The 23,939-nt window shown below is 38.5% G+C and carries 24 protein-coding genes; 14 read left to right on the forward strand and 10 right to left on the reverse strand.

The features are described 5' to 3' along the window. The first annotated feature begins 308 nt into the window (after positions 1-308). Complete coding sequence (locus AC0VXV_RS02515; protein ID WP_475530199.1) at positions 309-1,739, forward strand: alanine/glycine:cation symporter family protein; 1,431 nt, start codon at positions 309-311, stop codon at positions 1,737-1,739. 244 nt (positions 1,740-1,983) lie between these two features. On the opposite strand, the gene AC0VXV_RS02520 is transcribed toward AC0VXV_RS02515, so the two are convergent. Further along, entirely contained in the window at positions 1,984-2,292 is a 309-nt protein-coding gene (locus AC0VXV_RS02520; RefSeq protein WP_475531390.1) for an SMP-30/gluconolactonase/LRE family protein, read from the reverse strand. Between the two features lie 359 nt (positions 2,293-2,651). Further along, on the reverse strand, positions 2,652-2,876 hold the full coding sequence (locus tag AC0VXV_RS02525; protein WP_475530200.1) for a hypothetical protein: 225 nt from the start codon (positions 2,874-2,876) through the stop codon (positions 2,652-2,654). Between the two features lie 285 nt (positions 2,877-3,161). Between AC0VXV_RS02525 and AC0VXV_RS02530 the strand changes: the two genes are divergently transcribed. Next, complete coding sequence (locus tag AC0VXV_RS02530) at positions 3,162-4,010, forward strand: MBL fold metallo-hydrolase (RefSeq protein WP_475530201.1); 849 nt, start codon at positions 3,162-3,164, stop codon at positions 4,008-4,010. 314 nt (positions 4,011-4,324) lie between these two features. Next, positions 4,325-6,685, forward strand: coding sequence for an RNA polymerase recycling motor HelD (gene helD, locus AC0VXV_RS02535; RefSeq protein ID WP_475530202.1), 2,361 nt, complete (start codon positions 4,325-4,327; stop codon positions 6,683-6,685). A 91-nt stretch (positions 6,686-6,776) separates the two neighbouring features. Here the strand turns inward: helD and AC0VXV_RS02540 are convergent, their stop codons facing one another. Further along, positions 6,777-7,256 carry a GyrI-like domain-containing protein gene (locus tag AC0VXV_RS02540; protein ID WP_475530203.1) on the reverse strand — a complete coding sequence of 160 codons (480 nt, stop codon included), beginning with the start codon at positions 7,254-7,256 and terminating at the stop codon, positions 6,777-6,779. Positions 7,257-7,366: 110 nt separating this feature from the next. On the opposite strand from AC0VXV_RS02540, the gene AC0VXV_RS02545 reads away from it, so the two are divergent. Then, positions 7,367-8,329, forward strand: a complete 963-nt coding sequence (locus AC0VXV_RS02545; RefSeq protein ID WP_475530204.1) for a helix-turn-helix transcriptional regulator — start codon at positions 7,367-7,369, stop codon at positions 8,327-8,329. Between the two features lie 48 nt (positions 8,330-8,377). Here AC0VXV_RS02545 and AC0VXV_RS02550 read toward each other — a convergent pair whose 3' ends face one another. The 3 genes from AC0VXV_RS02550 to AC0VXV_RS02560 all read right to left on the reverse strand — a co-directional run bounded on the left by AC0VXV_RS02550 (position 8,378) and on the right by AC0VXV_RS02560 (position 10,211). Continuing rightward, positions 8,378-9,184 carry a murein transglycosylase gene (locus AC0VXV_RS02550; RefSeq protein WP_475530205.1) on the reverse strand — a complete coding sequence of 269 codons (807 nt, stop codon included), beginning with the start codon at positions 9,182-9,184 and terminating at the stop codon, positions 8,378-8,380. An 11-nt stretch (positions 9,185-9,195) separates the two neighbouring features. Beyond that, positions 9,196-9,639: a GNAT family N-acetyltransferase gene (locus AC0VXV_RS02555; RefSeq protein WP_475530206.1), complete on the reverse strand. Its 444-nt coding sequence runs from the start codon at positions 9,637-9,639 to the stop codon at positions 9,196-9,198. 110 nt (positions 9,640-9,749) lie between these two features. Beyond that, a complete protein-coding gene (locus tag AC0VXV_RS02560; RefSeq protein ID WP_475530207.1) occupies positions 9,750-10,211 on the reverse strand; it encodes a staygreen family protein in 462 nt (153 codons plus the stop codon). A gap of 170 nt (positions 10,212-10,381) precedes the next feature. Here AC0VXV_RS02560 and AC0VXV_RS02565 point away from each other — a divergent pair, with 170 nt between their 5' ends. Then, on the forward strand, positions 10,382-10,738 hold the full coding sequence (locus AC0VXV_RS02565) for a hypothetical protein (RefSeq protein ID WP_475530208.1): 357 nt from the start codon (positions 10,382-10,384) through the stop codon (positions 10,736-10,738). A gap of 133 nt (positions 10,739-10,871) precedes the next feature. Here the strand turns inward: AC0VXV_RS02565 and AC0VXV_RS02570 are convergent, their stop codons facing one another. Beyond that, positions 10,872-11,792 carry an EamA family transporter gene (locus AC0VXV_RS02570; protein ID WP_475530209.1) on the reverse strand — a complete coding sequence of 307 codons (921 nt, stop codon included), beginning with the start codon at positions 11,790-11,792 and terminating at the stop codon, positions 10,872-10,874. A gap of 148 nt (positions 11,793-11,940) precedes the next feature. Further along, positions 11,941-12,711 (reverse strand): SDR family NAD(P)-dependent oxidoreductase, encoded by a 771-nt coding sequence (locus AC0VXV_RS02575; protein WP_475530210.1) that lies wholly within the window; start codon positions 12,709-12,711, stop codon positions 11,941-11,943. A 191-nt stretch (positions 12,712-12,902) separates the two neighbouring features. Between AC0VXV_RS02575 and AC0VXV_RS02580 the strand changes: the two genes are divergently transcribed. Continuing rightward, positions 12,903-13,535 (forward strand): nitroreductase family protein, encoded by a 633-nt coding sequence (locus tag AC0VXV_RS02580; RefSeq protein WP_475530211.1) that lies wholly within the window; start codon positions 12,903-12,905, stop codon positions 13,533-13,535. 67 nt (positions 13,536-13,602) lie between these two features. Here AC0VXV_RS02580 and AC0VXV_RS02585 read toward each other — a convergent pair whose 3' ends face one another. Further along, a complete protein-coding gene (locus AC0VXV_RS02585; RefSeq protein WP_475530212.1) occupies positions 13,603-14,463 on the reverse strand; it encodes an EAL domain-containing protein in 861 nt (286 codons plus the stop codon). 270 nt (positions 14,464-14,733) lie between these two features. Here AC0VXV_RS02585 and AC0VXV_RS02590 point away from each other — a divergent pair, with 270 nt between their 5' ends. The 4 genes from AC0VXV_RS02590 (at position 14,734) to AC0VXV_RS02605 (ending at position 17,833) form a co-directional block, all read left to right on the forward strand. Continuing rightward, positions 14,734-15,336, forward strand: a complete 603-nt coding sequence (locus AC0VXV_RS02590) for a hypothetical protein (RefSeq protein WP_475530213.1) — start codon at positions 14,734-14,736, stop codon at positions 15,334-15,336. A 127-nt stretch (positions 15,337-15,463) separates the two neighbouring features. Then, positions 15,464-15,952, forward strand: coding sequence for a Cys-tRNA(Pro) deacylase (gene ybaK, locus AC0VXV_RS02595; protein WP_475530214.1), 489 nt, complete (start codon positions 15,464-15,466; stop codon positions 15,950-15,952). A gap of 14 nt (positions 15,953-15,966) precedes the next feature. Continuing rightward, complete coding sequence (locus AC0VXV_RS02600; protein ID WP_340799992.1) at positions 15,967-16,584, forward strand: YczE/YyaS/YitT family protein; 618 nt, start codon at positions 15,967-15,969, stop codon at positions 16,582-16,584. Positions 16,585-16,642: 58 nt separating this feature from the next. Beyond that, positions 16,643-17,833, forward strand: a complete 1,191-nt coding sequence (locus tag AC0VXV_RS02605; protein ID WP_087615726.1) for a glycine C-acetyltransferase — start codon at positions 16,643-16,645, stop codon at positions 17,831-17,833. A gap of 417 nt (positions 17,834-18,250) precedes the next feature. Here AC0VXV_RS02605 and AC0VXV_RS02610 read toward each other — a convergent pair whose 3' ends face one another. Next, positions 18,251-19,432, reverse strand: a complete 1,182-nt coding sequence (locus AC0VXV_RS02610; protein WP_475531391.1) for an aminotransferase class I/II-fold pyridoxal phosphate-dependent enzyme — start codon at positions 19,430-19,432, stop codon at positions 18,251-18,253. A 154-nt stretch (positions 19,433-19,586) separates the two neighbouring features. Between AC0VXV_RS02610 and AC0VXV_RS02615 the strand changes: the two genes are divergently transcribed. The 4 genes from AC0VXV_RS02615 (at position 19,587) to AC0VXV_RS02630 (ending at position 23,938) form a co-directional block, all read left to right on the forward strand. Beyond that, a complete protein-coding gene (locus AC0VXV_RS02615) occupies positions 19,587-20,378 on the forward strand; it encodes a carbon-nitrogen family hydrolase (protein ID WP_475530215.1) in 792 nt (263 codons plus the stop codon). Positions 20,379-20,669: 291 nt separating this feature from the next. Continuing rightward, entirely contained in the window at positions 20,670-21,143 is a 474-nt protein-coding gene (locus tag AC0VXV_RS02620) for a hypothetical protein (RefSeq protein ID WP_475530216.1), read from the forward strand. 130 nt (positions 21,144-21,273) lie between these two features. Beyond that, positions 21,274-22,041, forward strand: a complete 768-nt coding sequence (locus tag AC0VXV_RS02625) for an ABC transporter ATP-binding protein (RefSeq protein ID WP_475530217.1) — start codon at positions 21,274-21,276, stop codon at positions 22,039-22,041. Next, complete coding sequence (locus AC0VXV_RS02630) at positions 22,028-23,938, forward strand: ABC transporter permease (protein WP_475530218.1); 1,911 nt, start codon at positions 22,028-22,030, stop codon at positions 23,936-23,938. Before AC0VXV_RS02625 ends, AC0VXV_RS02630 begins: the two co-directional genes overlap by 14 nt. Position 23,939 lies beyond the last annotated feature (1 nt).

The following is a 23,939-nucleotide window of genomic DNA, read 5'->3' on the forward strand; positions in this document are numbered from 1 at the left end:
AACAGAAAAGCATCATTTTCATACAAAGAAATCAAACACTAACAGACCAACAATGTATAAGTGCTTAAACCGAATTGATCAGAGAAAATTACTACATCTTAATAAAAATGTGTACTAAAAATTCAAGTGAGTATAAAATAGGAAAAGTCAGCATTGGGTAATAATGATATATTAAAAAAATATATTGGCAATGGTTTGCGTAGGGAAGTGACTTTATATTTGGGAAGATAAAGAGTTTTTATAGTTGATGGAGTAGGACAATCTACATACCGACTGAAATAAGTTGAAAAAATAGAGGATGTGAAACAATGGATTGGTTTGGCAATATATTGGGTGAAGTAAATACAATATTATATTCATATGTATTAATAATTTTATTAGTAGGGACAGGTATATTTCTAACGTTCAAAACAAAGTTTATTCAATTTCGATTAATTAAAGATATGTTTAAACTTATAACAGAAGCGGCGCCAACAGATAAGTCGGGTAAAAAAGGAATATCTTCTTTCCAGGCTTTTACAATATCTGCGGCTTCACGTATCGGAACAGGTAATATTGCGGGTGTTGCGACGGCAATTGCTCTTGGCGGCCCCGGTGCAATATTTTGGATGTGGATGATTGCGCTCATCGGGGCGGCATCTGCACTAATTGAAAGTACATTAGCGCAAGTATATAAAGTTAAAGATCAAAGTACTGGGTTGTTTCGTGGCGGCCCTGCTTATTATATGGAAAAAGGTTTAAATAAAAGATGGATGGGCATTCTTTTTGCCGTTGTCATTACTATTACTTATGGCTTTATTTTTAATTCCGTCCAGGCAAATACGATTTCCATTGCCTTTGAAGAGAGTTTTGGTGCCAATCGTTTTGTTGTAGGTTTAGTATTGGCTGCTTTAACAGGGATTATTGTTTTCGGTGGGCTAAAAAGAATTGTAAGCTTTACTCAAATAGTTGTTCCTGTTATGGCAATTTTGTATATTGTAATCGCACTTATTGTTGTATTCCTCAATATTTCCGAAATTCCGAGTGTGTTTCTTCTTATCATAAAGTCTGCCTTTGGATTGGAAGAGGCTTTTGCGGGTATGATTGGTGCGGCAATTATGAACGGAATTAAACGCGGATTATTCTCCAATGAAGCAGGGATAGGGTCTGCGCCTAATGCAGCAGCTACTGCAGCTGTTTCCCATCCAGTTAAGCAAGGATTGATTCAAGCTCTTGGTGTATTTATAGACACATTGGTAGTTTGTACTGCAACTGCGGCAATCGTATTATTAGGCGATGCATATCTTCAATCTGATGCAACTTCAGTTAATTTAACGCAAGCCTCTTTAGTTGGAAATTTAGGTGATTGGGCAGGAAGCTTCTTAGCGATCATTGTATTTATGTTTGCCTTTAGTACGGTTATTGGCAATTACTATTATGGTGAATCAAACATTAGTTTTATAAAAGAGTCAAAAATGGGCTTATTAATATTCCGCATATTTGTCGTACTTTTTGTTATGTTTGGTTCAATTGCAAAAGTACAAATTGTATGGGATTTAGCGGATTTATTTATGGCCTTTATGGCAATCATCAACTTAATTGCCATTCTTCAACTTTGGAAAGTAGCCAAACCGGTTGTTAATGATTATTTAAATCAGCGCAAGCAAGGCAAAGATCCAGTCTTCTATAAGAAAAACGTACCTAATATAGGTGAAGTGGAATGCTGGGGAGAAGATGAAGAATTAGAAAGAAAACGTTAAATTAAAGTGGCGCCACGATTAATTGGTTGCGCACGTTACGAAAATATATTGATACTTGAAAAGAACCACCTAATTGTTGATGCTCAACGAATTAGGTGGTTTTCTGAAGAGAGAAAGGTTATATAATCCAAAGAAACATTATTAGATGCGAGTCTAGTTTAACCCGTAAGGCTGTAGACCCTTCGTTTTCACTTGAATACGCCAAACCTCATTTTTTGATGATTCGGTTACGTAGAGGTATCCATCATAAAAAGCTAATTGGTTGCGAATGTTCCTGCATCTTCAGGAAGGCGAATTGTTCCGTATCTAAACCATCGGCGTCAAGCACTACAACTTCTCCAGCTTGGAAATGGGCTACGTACAGATTACCTTCAGCATCTACAGCTAATCCATCCGGACCAATTCCACCTTCAAAACGATCGAAAATAAACGGTGATTCAGGAGAATTTTCAGCATTAACAGAAGGCACAGATAAAATTTGATTTTTATCAAACTCTGAAATATATACACGCTGGCCATTTGCTGAAATTGCGATTCCATTTGGATAAGCAATATTCTATGAGAAGAGGATTGCTTCAGTTTCGCCAGTAGGTAAGTAGAAGACACGACCTGTTGGATGAGTAGCACTAGAACCCATTGGCTCAGTAAAGTAAAGTAAAGTCCGCCTGTTTCATCAAAAACAAGGTCATTTAAACCATTTAAAGGTTTCCTAGCGTAAGAATTGACAACGGTTTTGCGTTCACCAGTAGCGGGATTGTAAAAATAAAGTTCTCCTTTACCATCCGTAATAAATAAGCGACCAACTTTGTGGAACTTTGCCCCAATTGGCATTAATTTATCTTTATCTCCTAATACTGTTTTAACTTTGTCGTCTTTAATAGTTAGGATTTCACCAGTTGTTGGGCTGACTAATCAGATGTTTCCTTTACGATCAAAATTAATACCTTCCATGAATCCACTACCAGTAGCGACCTTTTCCCATTTACTACTCTGATGAATAATTTCAGAAATGTCATGTCTTTCTTCTGCCGGCACTGGTTTTGTTTCATACAATGCCTTTGCACCAGCGAATGTGACCGTTATAAGGGAGAGAACAAGAACCAATATCCATGCAATTGCACCTTTTTTAGACCTCATAAATTAAGCGCTTATATTCTTTGTATCATATCAGTTGTTCACCGGTCTAAATAGCAGAAAAAGTATTCGAATGAAACTAATATAAAGTAGTAATTTTATCTATTTAGAATAGTATTTATTTGTTATACTGAAAATTTGGATTATTATTGATGCGAAAACAATATACTTACTACGTAATAAAGAATTTGATTTAGTAAGCCTGTTTGTTAGATTCCATCTTTATAATGAAATTTGAGAAATAGAATTATCAATTGACTCAAAATATAATTAGAAGGGGGCGACCTTATGCACTCTATACACAAATTAGGGGAAAGTTTTTGGTATATCACTCCAGTATCGTTGACTGACCGTCCGATTTTAGGGGCGGTGGTTGGCAGTAAAAAGACATTAATGATTGATGCAGGTAACTCGGAAGAACATGTGAATTATTTTCTGGAGGAACTTAAAAAAAGGGGGATTTCTGGTCCGGATTTAGTTGTTCTAACGCACTGGCATTGGGACCATATTTTTGGCCTTTCCGCATTATCTGATGCTGTTTCAATTGCGTCTACAGAGACTAAAGCGGAAATGGAGAAGCTTATCCCATTTTCGTGGTCAGATGAAGCAATTGATGCACGAGTAAAGGAAGGCGTAGAAATTGAATTTTGTGCAAAAGCAATTAAGGAAGAATACAAAAATCACCGGAATATTAATATTACTTTGCCGGATATTACAATAGAGAACAGAGCAGAGATAGATCTAGGTGGTGTAACTTGTATCGTACAGCATGTTGGAGGGGACCATGCTGCAGATTCTGTCATTGTATATATAAAAGAAGAGAAGATTCTGTTCCTTGGGGACTGCATTTACCCGAGATTGTATGCCGAAAAAGTACACTATACAATTAGTGAAACTTTACGGGTATTAGATCTATTGGACACATTTGATGCAGAAATTTATATTCCTTCACATCAACATCCAATTTTAAAAGAAGATTTCGATAAAGAAGTTGTTATGCTTAGAACAATTGCGAAATATACAGAGGAATGTAATGGGGATCAGTCGAAAATAGTGAAGAAATACGAAGATTATGTAAAAAGGGAATTTACCGAAGATGAATTGGAAACCATTTCAGATTTTGCAAATGGATTTTAATCGTACACGCGTAGGAGAAATATTTTAAAAAGAACCGCCTAATTGTTGATGGATAACGAATTAGGCGGTTCTTTTTATGGGTACATTAAGAAATGAATCGTAAGTAATTTCTTCTTCTATGTAGCGTATTTAAATTGGCCGTATTTTTAAACAAAAAAATACACCTGCCAAATGCATTGTAAAATATGCTGACACGTGGTAAATTTATATAGATATGCGAAAAATAATATCTATGCGTATATTATCCCTTACTTTAAGTATATATAAAAATTCTTTATTAGTCAACTCTTAAATATTTTCAAGGAGTGAATGTTATGAAAGCAGATTTCCTGAACGAACAAAAGCGATTAAATAGTGTTGTGAACGTAATAAATGATCAAACACTTCAACTGGAATCAGAAACGTTAAAGCTCCGAAATGAAGTAGTAAATACTCGTAAGCATTTTTGGGATGAAATTAAAGTGAATACGGATTCGTTTGATGACTTTTTGGAAACCGTTATTAACTTAAGACAAGAAGCGCAGGCATTAGCTGTTGGTGAAAGTACGCATCATCACGCATCCAAAAGATTAGCTGTCTTGCATCGGATGAAGTCGGTCCCTTATTTTGGACGAATTGATTTTCTTGAAGAAGGTTTTTCAGAGCAGGAGAAAATTTATATTGGAATTTCATCTTTGATGGATGCAAGTGGTGAGGACTTCCTTATTTATGACTGGAGAGCACCGATTTCAAGTGTCTATTATGATTATGAGCCTGGTCCCGCACAGTATACAACGCCTGGGGGCAAGGTTTACGGTGATCTCGAGAAAAAATGGCAATACGTTATTCGTAATGGGAAACTGCAATCTATGTTTGACACAAGTCTCACGATTGGTGATGAAATTTTACAGAAGGTGCTTGGAAAAGGCGCGGATAAGTATATGCAAAGTATCGTAGCAACGATTCAAAAGGATCAAAACCGTATTATTCGCCATGATCAAGGGCGTATGCTCATTGTGCACGGTGCAGCCGGCAGTGGTAAAACTTCTGCTGCATTACAAAGAATCGCATTTCTATTGTATAAATACAGGGATCGTATTAAAGCCGATCAAATTATATTGTTTTCACCAAATGCTATGTTTAATAGCTATGTTTCCAACGTACTTCCGGAGCTTGGGGAAGAAAATATGCAGCAAGTTACATTTCAGGAATATTTGGATCACCGCTTAAGTAAAGATTTTCACTTAGAAAATCCTTTTCACCAATTGGAATATGTGCTGACTGCAGCAAACAGCCCTTCGTATAACGCAAGGATTAAAGGCATTCAATTTAAAGCATCCGTTAAATATGTTGAGGCGATTAAATTATACCGAGAAACTTTGGAAAAATCGGACCTGCTATTTAAGGATATTAAGTTCAGAGGGAAAACGATCATACCAGCTCAGCAATTGTCAGAGAAGTTTTATGGAGAACATATTTCACTGAATTTCCAAAGCAGACTTGAAAAACTGAAAGACTGGCTAATGAATAAAATTAAAGAAATAGAAAAAGTTGAACGTTCTCAGCCATGGGTAGAGGAGGAAATTGAGCTACTAAGCGATGAGACATATCATAAAATTCACAAATATTTAGCGAAGAAAAATGGCTTTGAACGAGAAGAACAGGCAGATTATGAAATGGATCATGATGCGCTTATTCAAGTAGTCGTCCGCCTGAAATTGAAGGCAGTGAGAAAACAAATTCAAACACTCGACTTTATTGATTTAGAAGGCATTTATAAACAGCTTTTTACAGATCCATTATTAATGAAACAGCAATTAAAAGTGGAAGTACCAGATGAGTGGGAAGCGATATGCGAAGACACACTTCAAATAATGGAAGCGGGGACGCTGTATTATGAAGATGCTACACCATTTCTATTTCTGCAGGAATTGATTCAAGGCTTTCAAACGAACCGTTCGATCAAGCACATTCTTATTGATGAAGCGCAGGATTATTCGCCGTTTCAATTTGAATTTCTGAAGCGTTTATTCCCTTCTGCCAAAATGACGGTACTAGGTGACTTTAATCAGGCTATTTTTGCTCATGCAAGTGGAGTAGGAGATTTTCAAATGCTTAACCACCTCTATGGAGAAGAAGAGACGGAAGTTATCAACATGACCCGAAGTTATCGTTCGACGAAGCCGATTATTGAATTTACACGTAGTCTTATTGCAAATGGAGAAAAAATCAGTCCATTTGAGCGTGCTGGTGAGCTGCCGATATTAAACCAAGTGGAAAATCATACACAATTGCACGAGCGCATTATGTCTAACATTTCGAAATTGCAAAGTGAAGGCTATGGCAGTATCGCAGTTATTTGTAAATCAGCAGAAGAAAGTAAGACAGCATTTGAGACGTTATCTAAAATTGATGGAATTAAGCTGATAAAGAGCGGTACAGCGGAATTTGAGCAAGGGGTTGTAGTCATTCCTTCTTATTTAGCGAAGGGGATCGAATTTGAAGCGGTCATCATTTACGACGCATCCGAAAACGTATATGGCGATGAAAGTTTATGCAGAATTTTTTATACAGCCTGCACAAGAGCAATGCATGTGCTGCAACTTTACAGTGTAGGGAAACCGAGTCCTTTTATGCAAAAGGCTTTCAAAGAGAACCTTGTACAACTTGAGTTGAATTCAGACAGCATTAGGTAAACACAGTTGTTTCATTGAAACTTAAAGTAAACGGAGTCCGGGAGTGTACCGGGCTCCGTTTTAATTTTGGGTCTATAATCCATCTTACCTGCTATTTCTTAATAACCGGAATCCACATTTCCCCGTATAACTGACCGTTTTGTTGACCCATTACAACTGCTGCGTTTGGACCTCCTACATAGGCGTAATCTGTTGCTTCTTGTAATACTTGTCCGAAGGCGATCCCTGTAACAGTATTGGCCAGCTCTTCTGCAGTAGAAGCTTCACCTTTAACAACTACGTACTCTCCTTTAGGAAATTGGATGACTCTAGTTGCCTTCGGTAATGTTTCATCAGTCAGAACCCCGGCATAATGCATCATCTTATTATTCACTGCTTCATTCACGATAAAAATATAGTCGTTTGTAGCTACAGCCTTTAATGCATCCAGTCTTCCATCCTCATTGAACGCATGCCAAAAATCGGCCTTTTCTTTATTTATCCCCATATAGTCTGTGTAATCGCTCTTTAGTTCTGTTCCAAAACCTAAAACAACAAAGCTGTCCTTTTCTTCAATCGTGTAATTTGCCATAGTATAAGCCTTCTTTCAATTTTAGTTTAATCAAGATTTGTTTTTTTACTTGATAAGTTTATAATAGCCATAAATCATGTCAAAATATGATACTGTTTTCGGAGGCGCCAATGAAAAAAGTTGAACGGATTAATACAATCATGCGGTATATCAACAACCGTGCCCACTTTACCATTTCTGAAATTATGCAAGAGTTTAATATCTCGCGTTCAACGGCTATACGAGATATTAGAGAAATTGAAGCTATCGGGATGCCGCTTGTCGCTGAAGTTGGAAGAGAAGGGGGTTATAGTGTCCTGCATAATTCTGTGCTCCCCGCTGTTCGCTTTACAGATAATGAGATTAAAGCTCTTTTTATTGCCTTTATGGCAACAAGAAATCAACAACTTCCATATTTAAAAAGTCGTCAGTCGTTAGCTGAGAAACTACTCGGTTTAATTTCAGAAAACCAGCAAGACGACCTTGTGCTATTAAATCAAATATTGCTTTTTGAAGGGACGAACCCTCACAATCCGGATTTGCTGGATTTATCCGATTTACCTGATCCTGTGATAGAAAAGCTTATTCAAACACTTCTGATTGACCGCTATTTAATTATTTCAGTCAAAGAAGGGAAGTTAATAAAAACGTATTCAATTTATCTCTTGCACCTTCATCATAAAAAGGGGAACTGGCTGATAGAAGGCTTTGACGCAGGTGAGGAAAAGAATCGGATTTTTCCTGTCACGCATCTGATCGATGTAAAACCCGACGAGGGGAAAAATAGAATCAGTAAGAAGGAGATTTCGGAAAAGCTTAGTGAACGGAGTAAAGAGAATAACCTTGTACTTGAGCTTGGTCCAAAGGCAATCGCACAGTTCAAAAAATATCATCCTTTAAAACTTTCTATTTCCTATACAAATCCTTACCAAACGACAGCCACTCTAGAGGCTTTTATCAATAATGAAAACAAGGAAGACGTAGTTGAGATAACGAACTGGCTTCTGTTTCTAGGAGCGGATATAACAATTAGAAAATTGCCAGATGAAGTGCTAAAAGGGATACAAGAGAGCGTGTCCGTATATTGCCCATGAAAAACCCACTTAAACCGTATAAGTGGGTTTCATCATTAAATGCTAACTTCAATTCATATCTTTAACATACTGCTCCAAATCAGCGGGAGATTTTAGCTGATTCAGTTCCTTTACGGACTCCGCATCCTCTGATTCATACGAAAAATAAAATTTTGCAGCTCTATCATCCAAATGTTTGAAAATAAATCCATTATAGGAAAGTTTGCGGTCACTTTTCGTCACCTGTTTTTGCAAATCTCCATTAAAGAAGACAATTTCAATGTTGAAGTATTTTAAATTCTGCTCTTTAAAGTGCTGGATCATCTTATAGGCTTTCCCCAGCTGATCGTTTATATTATTGGATGATTCCAGAATAACATTGGCAAAGACAATATTTCCGATACCGTTAGCTTCCTTTTGCAAAATTTCTTCGTACGTGTCGGTATGGTCATATTGTGCTTCGATTTCATCGGGAAACGTCACATTTACCATATAGGAGTAATTTTCAACAGTTCCATAAAGTTCTTCATACAGCAACCCAAATTGCGTGTTCAGTTCATCACGCCAATGCATTTCCAAATACGTATCGTAAAGGGGTTCCATATCCTCACCAACCGAAACCGTAACTTCCAGATCAGGATTCTTCTTTGGATGAGCAATAATATGGTAGTCCCCGAAATCATCGCCCAATGGTTTGGAATAGGTTGATTCATCAATCACAAAGTCTACGCTATACTTTTCTTCAAGAGAAGCTTCAGCGGCATTTTCTGCTTTGAAGCTTATAATCGGGTAGTAAAAATAATCAAAAGAGGCAATCGTGAATATTAAAATAAAGAAGCCTGGAATCGCTAGTAACGCAATCGTTATTATTCGCATCGCTGTTACTCCTAAAACGTATAGCGTGCTACTTGCTCGCCTTCAATAACAAGGCCGTCTATTTCCTGGAAGCCCATTTTTTTATAGATGCGCTTTGCATGCTCATTGTCAGGTTCATAGGAAAGGCTAATCGTTTGATGATGCGGTTCTTTCATTGTTTGAATATCCTCTATAACGAGCTGAACCGCAGCTTTGCCATAACCTTTCCCCTGATATTTTTGGTCGATCATCATTCGGTAAATCCAGTACTCATGGTCATCTTCATCAAGACCATAAAGTGTGAACCCAACCATTTCTTCACCAAAGTAAATCCCTTTCGCATGGAAATTTTCCAGAAAGTTCAGCTGTGCCAGAGACACCGCATTCGTGGCTACAAACTTCACTTGATCCTCCCGTACTTTTAATGAGATCGCTTTTATCCAATTGTCTTTTGTAATTGTTTTTAAATGCAGCATTTCTTATATCCCTCTCCCATGTAAAATGACTTGACGTGCATTGTGCACTAACAATTAATACCATAAAAGGAATTAGAATTAAATGTTGCATATTATCGAATTTAATCCATTTAAAATAAAGTGGAATAACTGCTGAAAGTCCCAAAAATCACTTGTTTAGAGAACTGCGGGTATGTGGATAAGAAGTTTACGATGATTAATCCGTTGTCCAAAACCGGATAGAGGTCGAATAAGAAGCGATCGCCGTACCGGATGGCTGTCAATGCAAGCGGCAATTCGCGCCGGAATACTTCATACCGCCGCATAGCTGTATTAAAATCTTGACATTCTTTGTTAACCATTACATAGGCGTTGTAATATATATAGTACCCATTCGTTTTCCATTCGCCAATTACTTCATCTCTCATATTCTTATTCACTTTGTCCCACGCAAACTGTGTTCCGATTGTTAAAAATAATTCTCCGGTGTCATCAGAATGCGTGAGTGTATGGTGTCTTGAAATAACAGGTTCTGTTGCGGAAACACCATCCCTGTATTCAACGGACAGCCTTTCAGGATTCAATTTGTTCATGTCATTGCTCCAATCTTTTTCTTTATTCATATGCCTTCTTTTTATTGGAGGTGAAGAGGTCGTTACTATGAGTAATTAACGTTTCATCCGAGTATTTCAAATGTCTATATTGCGAAAAATCATGAACATATACTAGGTTAGAGGTCAAACTTAGTAGGGAGGTGAATGATATGCCATTTTTGGGGCAAAATTCTAGAGCGGGGATGTTTCCGCCAAATGGACAACAATTTGGTCCTCCACCGCAAATGGGCAGACAGCAGATGGGAATGCCTCGATCCAATGACTTTTCAAGACCGAGGGAAGCCTTTTATCCGCCATATCCGGTTAATCCTAGACAGGGGCAACAGCAGTTTAATCCTTATCCACAACAGCAGTTCAACCCTTTTCCACAGCAGCAACAACAGCAAGGGTCTCGCTTTAGCGGTCTATCGGATAATTTAAATACAGTGATGGGCCATGTAGGGACATTAACGAATGGAATTAATACAATGAGACAAGTAGGCGCAATGCTGAATCTCTTCAGATAATTAAATATAAAACTCGAAATATCAATTTAGCCTATCAATAGAAAATTATTGATATGCTTTTTTGTTTCTGTAAATAAAAAGACGCTAACCAACGGCTGTTTGCACAGTTGATTAGCATCCTAATTAATTTTTATTATGCTGATGAAGAATTGTTCTCTTTGTACGTTTTTCTCATCCGAATGATGTTCGGGCCGATTTCATTTAATACAATCGCTATGAGGATCAGCACAATTCCGATCCATTGCAAAGGTGTGACCGTTTCGGCCAAAATAATGCTCGCCGATAAAATCGCGACAGGCAGTTCAACAGAAGTTAATATATTCGCCAAACCTCCTGAAATGAGTGGTGCACCGACTGCATAAAACAGTGGCGGCAATACAGCTCCAAACAATGAAACCCCAGCAGCGCTCGTCACCAAGTTTCCTTCAAGGGGAAATACAGCAGGGATGTCCTTCATAAATAGGATAAATACTAAAATCGTTGAACCTGTCACCATTAAAACGGTACGGGTTAATGGATTGACATCAACGGCCACTTTCCCGCTGAAAAAGATAAAGGCAGCATATGTAAAGGCAGATAATATACCCATAACAAACCCTTTAATCGGAAGGCCTTGCATATCGCCAGTTAAAATATTCGATGCGAAAAATACACCGACAAGAATAAGCACAATTGCAAATATAGTAATCGGCGCGGGCTTAATTTTATTGAAAACCCATTCGAACAGAATGCCGATCCAAACGAACTGGAACATTAAAATGATGGCCAGTGAAGCAGGTAAATACTGCATCGCACCATAATAAAAAATACTTGTTAAACCGATAAAACATCCGGTAATCATAATTGGAAGGATGTTCTTTTTAGTCAGCCCCTTCAACCCGCCCCCTTTTAGGAAAGTGATCGACCATAACAGCAGAAAGGAAATGACCATTTGGACAAGATTGATTTGCCCAAGTGAGTAACCGTACCCAAACCCTAATTTAGCGAACACAGGTGTAAAACCAAAGCAACCTGCACCAAGCAGTACAAAGAATACGCCTTTATTTATCTTCATTTCTATAAACCTCCGATAATGCTTGAGAATAACGATTTTATATTAACATATATAACTGGCGGTGGCAGGATTGACGGGATTTGAAGGGAATGAAAAAAATGGGGAAAAACCAAAAGAATGGGTTCTTTTGGTTTTCCTTTCTTTACATTTAAACGTTATATAAAGCGCCGTCAATTGTGAACGAAGAAGAACTTACATAAGAGGCTTCATCTGAGAGTAAGAAAGCAATAACATTTGCTACTTCTTCAGGTTCACCATAGCGTTTCATCGGTACAGCATCATTGTAGGCTGCTTGAGCTGCCTCAGCAGCGCCCGGCGCAACATTTGATTCGATTTTACGCATCATTTGTGTATTGATCACACCTGGATTTACTGTATTTACACGAACATTATACGTTGCTGCTTCTAAAGCGGCTACCTTATTAAGACCCATTACAGCATGTTTAGAGGAATTATATAGTGCCATACTTGGAGAACCAATTAAGCCGGCCACGGATGAAGTATTGACAATAGAACCGGATTTTTGCTCTTTCATCACCGGCAATACATATTTCAAACCGAACAGAACACCTTTTACATTAATGCCATATACAAAGTCGAATTCTTTTTCTGTAATTTCTTCAAGAGGTTTTGCCGGACCTTCAACACCAGCGTTATTCACAAAGCCGTCGATCCGGCCGAATTTCGAGATTGTTTGATCCACATAGTTTTTTACATTGTCTTCTTTTGATACATCTGCTTTTACGATTAAGCTGTTTTCATCTGTAAGTGAGAGTTCTGTTTGAACGGATTTAATCGCGTCTTCGTTTAGATCGACCAATACAACGTTTGCTCTTTCATTAACCAATTTTCTTACAACCTCTTTACCGATACCTCCTGCTGCGCCAGTGACAATGATGATTTTGTTTTCAAATTTCATTTTCTTCATCTCCTATTTCTTTCAAATATTTTTTAAATATTGAATTCCTATAGAAAGTATGGACTTTCTACTATTTCTCAATCGACTAAAAGAAATGAAATTATTGACAACTAAATTTATAATATGGTAAATTTATCTCGAAATAAAGATACTTTAATTTGAAATAAATTACAAGGAAGAGGTAACACAATATGAACTTTGAAGAATTAGTTAAATCTCGACATTCCGCTACGAACTTTATTGAAAATGAACAAATGACAGAAGAGGATTTTAAAAATATATTTGAGCTGACAAAGCTGGCTCCAAGTGCATACAACCTGCAATTTACGAATTACTTAGTTATTACAGATCAAGAGAAGAAGGAAAGAGTAAAAGAATTAAGCTACAACCAATATAAAATCCATACGGCAAGCGGTGTTGTTATTGTTATGGGTAATAAAAACAGCATTGAAATGCCGGAAGTCGAAAAAATCTACAGTCCATTAAAAATGCTGAAGATGATGGATGAAGTCGAATACGATATGACGATGGAATTAATTAAAGGGTATAGTGACGGGTTAAAAAACAATCCGCACGAATTAAATTTAGAACTGATGCGAAATGCAGGGATTCACGCCATGCTCTTTATGATGAGTGCCAAGCATTACGGATTTGATACATGTCCGATGCATGTCCACAATGTTGAGGAATTACGGAAAGAGTTCAATATTCCAAATCATTTAGACCCGGTTATGATGATTACGATTGGGAAAAGCGTAGAGAAAGTGCGCGCACGAGGCTACCGGAAACCGGTCGGTGAATTTGTGAATTTCAATGGATATTAACCAATAAAATTTAGGCGACTGAACATCCAATAAGGGATATTCAGTCGCCTATTATATTTTCCGGTATTCACTCAGGAATCGGATTAATTCCTTCTATTAATTCCTCATGGGGGCGCCCAATTGCGTAGCCTTGTGCATAATGAACGCCAACTGATTGGATGAATTCATATTCTGCCTTTGTTTCAATGCCTTCAGCAATTACTTTTGTTCCCGATTCAACCGCATAATTTAAAATGACTGTTAAAAGCTGCTGCTGTGCTTTATGCTGATCGATATTTTGAATAAGTGAGCGATCCAGTTTAATAAATTCCGGCTTTAAGTAAATTAATGTTTTTAAACTATTGTAGCCTGAACCGACATCATCAACCGCAATCCGATAACCTTGTGACCGGTAGTGGGAAAGGACCCGTGCAAATTCTTCGAAATCTCCGACAGCACTGCGCTCCGTCAGCTCAAATACAACCTGCTCAGGGGAAATATTCAATTTTTCCAGTAAAGCCCTCGTTTCGCCGCTATGATAGTTTTTATCGAGCAAAACATTTGGATGGATATTGATAAACAAAGTGATATCTTTCGTCGTACTGTAATTGAGCAGTTTTTTGTGATAGCGCACGAGTGAAAGATTCCGGCAAAAGCATTCAAACAAAAATACTTTATCCGTTTGCCCAACAAATTCATAGAAAATATCGGCCGTTTGAAAAAGCTTCAGCGCAATAGGGCGGTTCAATGCTTCAAAACCAAATGTCGTATTGTTTCTTACATCATAAATAGGCTGAAAATATGTATTCATTGCCTCCTGTGCAATGATATTCTTCAATGCTATTGACCGGGATAGATGGCGGATCGTTTTGCTCTTTAACAGAAAACGCTGCATCATTTCCTTGAAATCAATTGAATTGTTCGGCTTTGAATTTACGAATGTTTTCATGGAATGCTCCTACCTGTAGTAATGATTCCTAATTTTAAACGAAAATTGTTTCCATACTATAAAGCCAGTGTAAAGATTGTTTTTTTATTATAGGTAATGGGTACTTGAAGTAAAAATAACAGATAGTCCATTTTGTAGATTGAGAGAGCAGAGAAGGTTGGTAGGAAAGTTCTGAATATGAACAATCGGCGAATATCTTCTATATAAAAGGGATATATGTTGGTATATTAATAAAAAATTAATGCAACTTTTACAAAAGGGGTGAAGAAGATGAAGATTAATAGCTTGGCACGAGGCTTTAGTTCAGAGTTAGATGAAAGAAAACGCTCCCAGCTCCGTAAAGAGGCGGGCGAAGCATATAAAAAGCATGCCCAATATACGGATCCAAGTAAAAATCCACTGCTGAAAGTGCTGGAAAACCTTCTTTCCGGTAAAACAGAAAAAGATTTGCTAACACAGGACAATGCCAATCAGACCGAAAATCTTGCAGTGGTAAATGACATCACGTATACACAAACACCAACATTGGATAATGTGCATTTAGCATCAGCTGTCCCTTCATCTCAAGATTTACTTACAGCAGCAAATGTATCAACCTCCATTTTAAACACTCAAAATGAACATACAGAGCAAGTACAATCCGAGGAAGCAATCTCGTTGTCTAACGAAAATCTTTCCTTTACAATACCGGAAAAATTCCAACAAGATTTTGCCCGTAATCCAGACGAGCCAACAGTATTTGGACGAGAGTTGGAAAAGCGTTTATTCCAGCGTTCATTCAATATAGCTGCACAAAAATACAACGCACATATTTCAATGGTGAACAACGGTTACCGTTTGACAGAGGAATCTGTTTTCTCCCAAATTGCATGACACTAAGCCCGCTCATATGGAGTGGGTTTTTTTACATTTAAGAAAATATAAAATTGCATTGAAGCAGCACTTAGCAAATCATTCAGTGGTATAATATTTCCAAAGTTGAGAATATGGAGTGGTCTTTTTGGCGAAGAAGCAAGCAAAAACAAATGCAGTTCGTTTAATTGAGCAGAAAAAAATCGCACATGAAATTTTTGAGTATACGATCAACGACGGGGAAGCGGTTGATGGATTGACCGTTGCCGGCAAAATCGGCCAGCCTGCCCTTCACGTATATAAAACATTGGTCGCGACTGCAGGAAAGGGCAATTACTTTGTTTTCGTCATTCCGGTTGATGCGGAATTGAATTTAAAGGCTGCAGCAAAAGTGGTAGGGCAAAAGAAAATCGAGATGCTCCCTGTAAAGGAGCTGCTTGGCTTAACCGGTTATATTCGCGGAGGCTGTTCGCCGATTGGGATGAAAAAGCTGTTTCCGACAATTATTGAGGAAGCGGCAACTGCACTTGATTATATAATTGTTAGTGCAGGCAAAATCGGGATGCAGATTAAGCTTGCACCGGAAGATTTACAAAGGGCAACGAACGGGCAATTTGCATCGATTGTCTCATCATAGAAAGAAGGATTGTTGTGTCGAAGAAATTTAAATGGCAATGGGGAAGTTTTTTTGTAGGAATGATGATCATGGCGCTTGGTATTACGATGACGATTAAAGGGAATGTTGTCGGAACAGCTCCATGGGATGTTTTCCATATTGGTCTTTACAAGCAAATTGGATTGACGATTGGTTCTTGGTCCATTTTAACGGGTCTGACAATTATTATCGGGACATCGATTTATTTGAAACGCATTCCGAAGCTTGCGACGTTTTTAAATATGCTGTTCATCGGTTCATTTATTGATTTGTTCAACTGGCTCCTGCCAGAGACGAGTATTTTTGTACTGGAACTTGCGTATTTTACAGCCGGATTTTTTGTAATGAGCATTGGCTGTGCACTCTATATTGCGGCAAGTCTTGGCGAAGGTCCGCGTGATACGATTATGATGATTATTGCGAGTAAAGGCTATTCTGTGAAAACAGGGCGTCTCGTAATGGAAGTATTTGCGACAGGTGCCGGATGGCTGCTTGGTGGTCCTGTTGGTTTCGGGACGGTTATTTTAGCGCTAGGCACAGGTTATGTCATTCAGCCTTCACTGTTTTTCTTTAAAAGAAAGCTTGAGGAAATAATCGGAGAGCCGCTTACATAAAATTTTCATTCTCTGTGCTAAAATATAGTGGTAATAGATATCGAAAGGATGAACGCGCATGTCAAACGTATTAAACACCTTTTTAGATGAAAACTTACTGGCACTACAAGCACAAGGTTTATACAACGAAATCGATCCGGTAGAAGGAGCAAACGGTCCGATCATTAAAGTTGGAGGCAAACAGCTTGTAAACCTGTCATCAAACAACTACTTAGGTTTGGCGACGAACGATGAGCTGAAAAAGATTGCTCAGGACACAATCGCCTCATATGGTGTTGGTGCAGGTGCTGTTCGTACAATTAACGGCACGCTCGATCTACACGTAAAACTGGAAGAAACATTAGCGAAATTTAAAGGTACAGAAGCAGCAATTAGCTATCAATCAGGCTTCAATTGTAATATGGCGGCGATTTCTGCTGTTATGGATAAAAATGATGCGATTTTATCGGATGCATTAAACCATGCTTCAATTATTGATGGCTGCCGTTTATCTAAAGCAAAAATTATTCCATTTGCGCATGCGGATATGGATGATTTACGCGCAAAAGCAAAAGACGCAACAGAATCGGGCCTATACAATAAAGTAATGGTCATTACAGATGGTGTTTTCTCGATGGATGGCGATATTGCCAAGCTTCCGGAAATCGTGGAAATCGCAAAAGAATTTGATTTAATCACATATGTAGACGATGCACATGGTTCAGGCGTTACAGGTAAAGGTGCTGGAACAGTGAAGCATTTTGGTCTGCAACACGATATCGACTTCCAAATCGGTACATTGTCAAAAGCAATCGGTGTTGTCGGCGGCTATGTAGCAGGGAAGAAAAATCTGATCGACTGGCTAAAAGTCCGCTCGCGTCCATTTTTATTCTCAACAGCATTACCACCAGGGGATGTTGCGGCGATTACACGCGCGGTAGAGATGATTATGGAATCAACAGAGCTGCATGACAAGCTTTGGGAAAACGGTCAGTATTTAAAAGACGGTCTAGCAAAACTTGGCTTTAATATCGGGGAATCGGAAACACCGATTACACCATGTATTATCGGCGAAGAAAAGCTGACACAACAATTCTCGAAACGCTTGCTTGAAGAAGGTGTGTACGCAAAAGCAATCGTGTTCCCGACAGTACCAAAAGGAACAGGTCGCGTGCGCAATATGCCAACAGCAGCACATACGAAAGAAATGCTCGATGAAGCATTAGCGATTTACGAAAAAGTAGGCCGTGAGTTAGAAGTAATTAAATAAATAACGTAAAGCTCAGCACTGTTTTTAATGGTGCTGAGTTTTTTTGTGTTGCGTTAAGGGTTCAACTTTGGAGCCTTCTATGGCGAATATATTTGGTATTTGGCTAATAAAAAATATAGTTGTCCAATAAATTTCGAAATGGCGATTATATGTACGGAAGTGTCTATTAACTGGGGTAAGATGGCGATTATGCGGTTTAAAGTGACGAATATGCTTTATAAATGGCGATTATCGTTAATAAAATGACAAATATACTTCCCCCATCCAATTCTCAAACTGCTTTTTACAATGAATTGGCGAATAAGCTTAGATTTTTGGCTATTAAAATAAGAAGAATGGCGAATATAAATTTGCCATTCTCCTATACAAAGTTGAAGTGTCTTCATTTTTGACCATCATTCAAATGGCTAAACTCTATTATTTCAAAACCGTCTTCGCAAACAAGCCAAGCTTCGCGACACGCTGTATTGCTTCGCGCAAACGATCTTCCTCGACGAGCAGCCCGACACGAATATAGCCTTCACCATACTCGCCAAACCCATTGCCGGCTGCAACGGCAATATCCGCTCTTTCCAGTAAGAAGTCGGCAAACAGTTCACTCGTATATGGTGCAGGTACAGGCAGCCATGCAAAGAATGAGCCTTTCGGTGCCGTGATTTCCCAGCCGATTTTATGGGCCTCTTCAACGAGTACATTGCGGCGGCGCTCATATAATGCACGCAATTCCTCTACACAAGATTGCTCCTCATTCAGTGCTACTGCTGCTGCATGCTGAATCGCAGGGAACTGGCTGCAAAACAGATGGTCCTGAATAATATTGATCGCTTCAATCATTTTTGCGTTACCAACAGCAAAGCCGATACGCCAGCCTGCCATATTGTACGATTTGGACAATGTATAAAGCTCAATGCCGACTTCTTTTGCACCGGGTGCTTGCAGGAAGCTTGGCGGGTGTTCACCATCAAAGCCTAGTGCCCCGTAAGCGAAGTCATGGGCAACCGCAATGCTATTATCTTTAGCGAACTGTACGGTCTGTTCAAAAAATTCATGTGTTGCGACACCGCCAGTCGGGTTGTTCGGATAGTTTAAATACATCAATTTTGCCCGTTGTTTAATGTCTACGGACAATGTTTTGTAGTCTGGTAAAAAGTGATTTTCCTCTTGAAGCGGCATCGTATCAAACTTTACCTCTGCAAGTGCGACACCGGATAAGTAATCCGGATAACCCGGATCTGGGAGGAGCATATAATCGCCAGGATTCAGGAGTCCAAGCGGAAGTTCGACTAAACCGATTTTCGTTCCGCCAAGAACAGCCACTTCTGTAGCGGGATCAATGTCGACATTATATTCACGTTTATAGAAGTCCGCAGCTGCCTGCTTGAGCTCTGCAATACCACGGAATGGAGAATATTTATGTGTTTGCGGATTATTTGCCGCATTTTGCAGTGCTTCAACAATATGTGCCGGTGTTGGCTGGTCCGGATTTCCCTGACCTAAATTAATCACATCGCGCCCTTCAGCAAGCGCTTCATTTACTTTGTTTACAAGTGCTGCAAAAAACTGTTGGGGTAACTTTTGCAGCTTTTTCGAGAATTCGATCATTCTTTATCACCTCTGAAAAATAGTAAGGTTAATGTTAGTCTAAAACTTCACTTAAGTAAAGTGAAGATTTTGACAACTTGAAGTGAGATGTTACAATGAGTACGAATATGCGAAAATAGATTCGCACGGAATTTTTAAGGCGGTGGCAGTTATGAAAATTGGTTGTATTCAATTAAATGTTGGTTTTGGCAAGGTAGATGAAAACTATGAACGCGCGGAGAAATTTATTCGCGAAGCGGTAGCAGGCGGGGCTGAAATCGTTGTATTACCGGAAATGTGGAATACGGGCTATGCGCTCGAAAAACTGGAAGAGCTGGCAGACGAAAATGGGGAACGTACGAAAGCATTTTTAAGCAGTCTTTCAAAAGAATTGGCGGTACATATTGTAGGTGGATCGGTATCGGTGAAGCGTGATGATAAGTTTTATAATACAATGTACACGTACAATCGCGATGGTGAATTAGTCGGCGAGTACAGTAAAGTGCATTTATTCCGCTTAATGGATGAGCATTTGTATTTGGAATCCGGCAGTGACATGAATCGTTTCGCATTAGGCGATCTTGAAGCAGGCGGAGCGATTTGCTATGATATTCGCTTCCCGGAATGGCTGCGTTCTCATGCGTTGGATGGTGCTAAGGTGCTGTTCGTACCAGCACAATGGCCGACGCCTCGTATCGATCACTGGAAAATATTACTGCAGGCGCGAGCAATTGAAAACCAGTGCTTCGTCGTTGCGGTAAATCGCATTGCCCGTAAAGTGGAAAATTTCAACGGTCAGTCAATGATTATTGGACCATGGGGTGAGATTCTTTGGACAGGTGCAGATGATGAGGAGCTGGCAATTATCGACGTTGATTTTTCAACGGTCGATGAAGTGCGCGGCCGGATCCCTGTATACGAAGATCGCCGTCCGGGTCTTTATGAAAAAGTGATAAAAGAATAAATTTAAGAAGCGCACTAGGGTGATCCCAGTGCGTTTTTTGTTGCTTGCGAAAGGAACCGCCAAATATAAATACTTTTGAGTCCGATTTTGTTTTTTTAGTTAAAATATAGCAGGAGGGGGAGTGCTTATCGGATTTTTGATGTAGATGATTTACTGTTAAATACGGGAGGAGGATTACTTGGCTTCTTTCTTGCTCCTGCTGTGTTAGCCTTATTTCCGTCGAGGCAGAAGATCAATGAAAAAGCAGATGAACTGTTAGCCCATGATAAAGTAAAACCGATGTCTGTGTTATTGGCAGTCATTATTGATTTATTCATTACTAAAATGATCAGCATGATAATTATCAGCTTAACCTATACCAACGTGGTCAGTGTCTTTGTTGTAAATACAGTTGTGTTGTTTGTGTTGTTTTTTGCCGTACCATTGTTTTGGAGGGGAAATACTTTTGGGGCGAAGGTTATGCGATTCCGCTATGAAAGCCGTCTTTCTAAAGCGGAAACAAACAAACGATTGTTTAAACGATTTGTTGGAATTTACGCTATCTACTTTATAACAGGTGTTGCAGGGATTCTGAATAATTTAGCTGTTCCCATGGACGCCCCTTATTACAAAGCATCTGTATTTTTGTCGCTGGGAGCTTGGGGTGTTTATTTTATTTTGACGACTGTGCTTCTCTTTCACATTTTGTTAGTCCTGTTTAGTAAGGGGAAACGTCGTTTCTATTTCGATGAAGCCTCTGATCTATATACAACTAGAAAAAACTAATATAAAACCCGATTTCTTTAATGGAAATCGGGTTTTTCAGATTTAAGCTTGCTGTAAGGTTGGCATAAAACTGTTGTAAGGATGAGCATTTATAGTATACATATCAACAAAATTGATGAGGTGAAGCAAAATGGAACCATTATTAAAAGTAGAAAATATAAAAAAGACATACGGCAAATCAAATGCAGCCTACACGGCATTAGAAAACATTTCATTCGATATTCAGGAGGGAGAGTTTGTAGGGATTATGGGGCCTTCCGGGGCGGGGAAGTCTACTTTGCTTAATTTGCTGGCAACAATTGACTCTCCGACTGAAGGGGAAATATATATGAATAATACGAGTATCCACGATATGAAAGAAGACGTATTAGCAGATTTTAGACGTGAAAATCTCGGCTTCATCTTCCAAGACTATAATTTGTTGGATTCACTCACAGTAAAGGAAAATATACTGTTGCCGCTAGCGATAGCGAAAACGCCAGCTAAACAAATTAATAACTTGGTGACTCGAATTGCCAGTGTATTTGGTATAGGAAATTTAATGGAAAAATATCCGTATCAATTATCTGGAGGGCAAAAGCAAAGAACGGCGGCAGCTAGAGCACTTGTGACGGAACCTGTGATGGTTCTGGCAGACGAGCCAACAGGTGCACTTGATTCCAAGTCAGCGACAGATTTACTGGAAAGCTTAAGTAATTTAAATGAAAACAATAATTCAACGATCCTGATGGTGACACATGATGCATATGCAGCGAGTTTCTGTGGTCGTATTATTTTTATCAAGGATGGTACACTTTCTAAAGAAATTTATCGAAGAGATAAGAGTCGAAAAGCTTTCTTTCAAGAGATTTTGGAAGTCCTTGCAACAATTGGGGGTGAGGTAGATGACGTTATTTAGTCTAGCGAGAAAAAATATTGCACGAAACTTTTCTCAATATTTCTTATACATTGCATCGATGGTTTTTAGTATCGTTATCTACTTTACATTTGTAACATTAAAATATAGCGATACAATTGCCCAAATAACGGATTCCTCCCAAAAATTAGATTCACTGATGAACGGGGCAGCAGTCATCCTACTACTTTTTGTTGCCATATTTATTGCTTATTCAAATTCGTTCTTTATGAAGAAAAGAAAAAAAGAAGTAGCGTTGTATGCATTGCTAGGTGTACGTAACCGCCAAATTGGCTTCATGCTCTTCTTTGAAAATTTATTATTAGGATTGTTTTCATTAGTATTAGGGGTTATTTTTGGATTTCTTTGTTCAAAAGGATTTATGACTATTTTAATCCATTTGATGGGCTATGATGTGATCGCACCTTTTACATTTTCAGATTCGGCAGCCTTGAATACTGCAATAGTGTTTTTGGCGATCTTCTTAGTGACATCAATCCAAGGATATCGCTTAATTTACCAGTTTAAACTAATTGATTTATTCCATGCTTCCAAAGAAGGGGAAGTGATTCCAAAGCCTTCAATGGTGGTAGCTATTTTGGGAGTATTACTAATATCGGTCGGCTATTGGTTGGCGCTTCAAGATATTTTTACTTCCAAAGTGTGGAAAGCAGTCGGTTTTTTAATAATAGCGTTGATTATTTTAACAACAGTTATTGTAGGTACTTTTTTATTGTTCTATAGTGTTACTGGTTTTGTTTTAGCTATGATGAAGAAAAATGAAAAGTGGTTATGGAAAGGTCTTCATTTAATGACGATTTCCCAACTGTTATATCGTATCCGGGGCAATGCACGTACATTGACAGTCATTGCAATATTAAGTGCTACCACTGTAACTGCAGGAGGTGCAGTGTTTGGTCTTTATTACAACATAAACGATCAGGTCGAAACGGCTAATCCGAATACTTTTATGTATGAGACAGATGCAAAAATCAATCAACAAGTCAGCAGTGTGTTGCCTGATGTAAAATACGATGAAAAAATCGAAGCGTTGTCTGTAACCTTTCATACAGAACAGTTAAACTCAGCTTTCAATAATTCCGATAAAAGAATTTATACGATTATCAATGAAAAAACATATAATCGATTAGCAGCAATTCAAAAAAAGGAAAAGATAGATGTTAACAACGCCAATGCTGTGATTTTAGATATTGGGTATGACGAAAGGTTTTCACCTAAATACGAGGGAAAAACAGTTTCAACTGCGAACAACATTATTCTCACATTCCAAAGCTATCAAACACAATCAGTATTAAACTTTGGCACGGCAGGAATTACAGTAGTCGTTTCAAATGAATATTATAAATTGTTAAAAGAAGACGGGGTAGTATTGAACTACCAGGTCATTGGTATAGATAAAGCTTCAACGGAATTATCCGAAAAAGTTGCAAAACATTTACCGGAGGAAGCCCGTTTCTCAAGTGCTCCACAAGACTTGCAAAATGGCATCGAAAGTGTAGGCTCTCTGCTGTTTATCGGGAGTTTCCTTGGCCTAGTGTTTTTAGCGGCAACAGGCAGTATTATTTACTTTAAGGTTTTAACAGAAGCAGAGGAAGATAAGTCCCAATACAATATGCTATATAAAATGGGAGTTAGTCCAAAGGAAATGCGTAAATCCATTGCATCCCAAGTATTTGTCGTCTTTTTTGTTCCGCTGGCAGTAGGGTTATTGCACAGTGCCATTGCTTTAAAAGCTTTCTCTAGTTTACTAATGATAGATTTAGTAAAACCGGTATTGATCTGGATGATTGCCTATACAGCTATCTACGGACTGTATTATCTCTTGACAGTAGCTTCGTACAATCGAATTATTACACAAAATAATAAAACAGAAGGATGAT

The sequence above is a fragment of the Solibacillus sp. iso_87 genome, assembly GCF_056173085.1.

What these genes read in the sequence shown, in the direction of transcription:
- AC0VXV_RS02565 (WP_475530208.1), top strand. Translation starts at nt 10,382, where the DNA reads ATGCCATTTTTGGGGCAAAATTCTAGAGCGGGGATGTTTCCGCCAAAT.
- AC0VXV_RS02605 (WP_087615726.1), top strand. Translation starts at nt 16,643, where the DNA reads ATGTCAAACGTATTAAACACCTTTTTAGATGAAAACTTACTGGCACTA.
- AC0VXV_RS02530 (WP_475530201.1), top strand. Translation starts at nt 3,162, where the DNA reads ATGCACTCTATACACAAATTAGGGGAAAGTTTTTGGTATATCACTCCA.
- helD (WP_475530202.1), top strand. Translation starts at nt 4,325, where the DNA reads ATGAAAGCAGATTTCCTGAACGAACAAAAGCGATTAAATAGTGTTGTG.
- AC0VXV_RS02580 (WP_475530211.1), top strand. Translation starts at nt 12,903, where the DNA reads ATGAACTTTGAAGAATTAGTTAAATCTCGACATTCCGCTACGAACTTT.
- AC0VXV_RS02630 (WP_475530218.1), top strand. Translation starts at nt 22,028, where the DNA reads ATGACGTTATTTAGTCTAGCGAGAAAAAATATTGCACGAAACTTTTCT.
- AC0VXV_RS02525 (WP_475530200.1), bottom strand. Translation starts at nt 2,876, where the DNA reads ATGAGGTCTAAAAAAGGTGCAATTGCATGGATATTGGTTCTTGTTCTC.
- AC0VXV_RS02555 (WP_475530206.1), bottom strand. Translation starts at nt 9,639, where the DNA reads ATGCTGCATTTAAAAACAATTACAAAAGACAATTGGATAAAAGCGATC.
- AC0VXV_RS02550 (WP_475530205.1), bottom strand. Translation starts at nt 9,184, where the DNA reads ATGCGAATAATAACGATTGCGTTACTAGCGATTCCAGGCTTCTTTATT.
- AC0VXV_RS02625 (WP_475530217.1), top strand. Translation starts at nt 21,274, where the DNA reads ATGGAACCATTATTAAAAGTAGAAAATATAAAAAAGACATACGGCAAA.
- AC0VXV_RS02570 (WP_475530209.1), bottom strand. Translation starts at nt 11,792, where the DNA reads ATGAAGATAAATAAAGGCGTATTCTTTGTACTGCTTGGTGCAGGTTGC.
- AC0VXV_RS02515 (WP_475530199.1), top strand. Translation starts at nt 309, where the DNA reads ATGGATTGGTTTGGCAATATATTGGGTGAAGTAAATACAATATTATAT.
- AC0VXV_RS02540 (WP_475530203.1), bottom strand. Translation starts at nt 7,256, where the DNA reads ATGGCAAATTACACGATTGAAGAAAAGGACAGCTTTGTTGTTTTAGGT.
- AC0VXV_RS02615 (WP_475530215.1), top strand. Translation starts at nt 19,587, where the DNA reads ATGAAAATTGGTTGTATTCAATTAAATGTTGGTTTTGGCAAGGTAGAT.
- AC0VXV_RS02545 (WP_475530204.1), top strand. Translation starts at nt 7,367, where the DNA reads ATGAAAAAAGTTGAACGGATTAATACAATCATGCGGTATATCAACAAC.
- AC0VXV_RS02560 (WP_475530207.1), bottom strand. Translation starts at nt 10,211, where the DNA reads ATGAACAAATTGAATCCTGAAAGGCTGTCCGTTGAATACAGGGATGGT.
- AC0VXV_RS02575 (WP_475530210.1), bottom strand. Translation starts at nt 12,711, where the DNA reads ATGAAATTTGAAAACAAAATCATCATTGTCACTGGCGCAGCAGGAGGT.
- AC0VXV_RS02590 (WP_475530213.1), top strand. Translation starts at nt 14,734, where the DNA reads ATGAAGATTAATAGCTTGGCACGAGGCTTTAGTTCAGAGTTAGATGAA.
- AC0VXV_RS02585 (WP_475530212.1), bottom strand. Translation starts at nt 14,463, where the DNA reads ATGAAAACATTCGTAAATTCAAAGCCGAACAATTCAATTGATTTCAAG.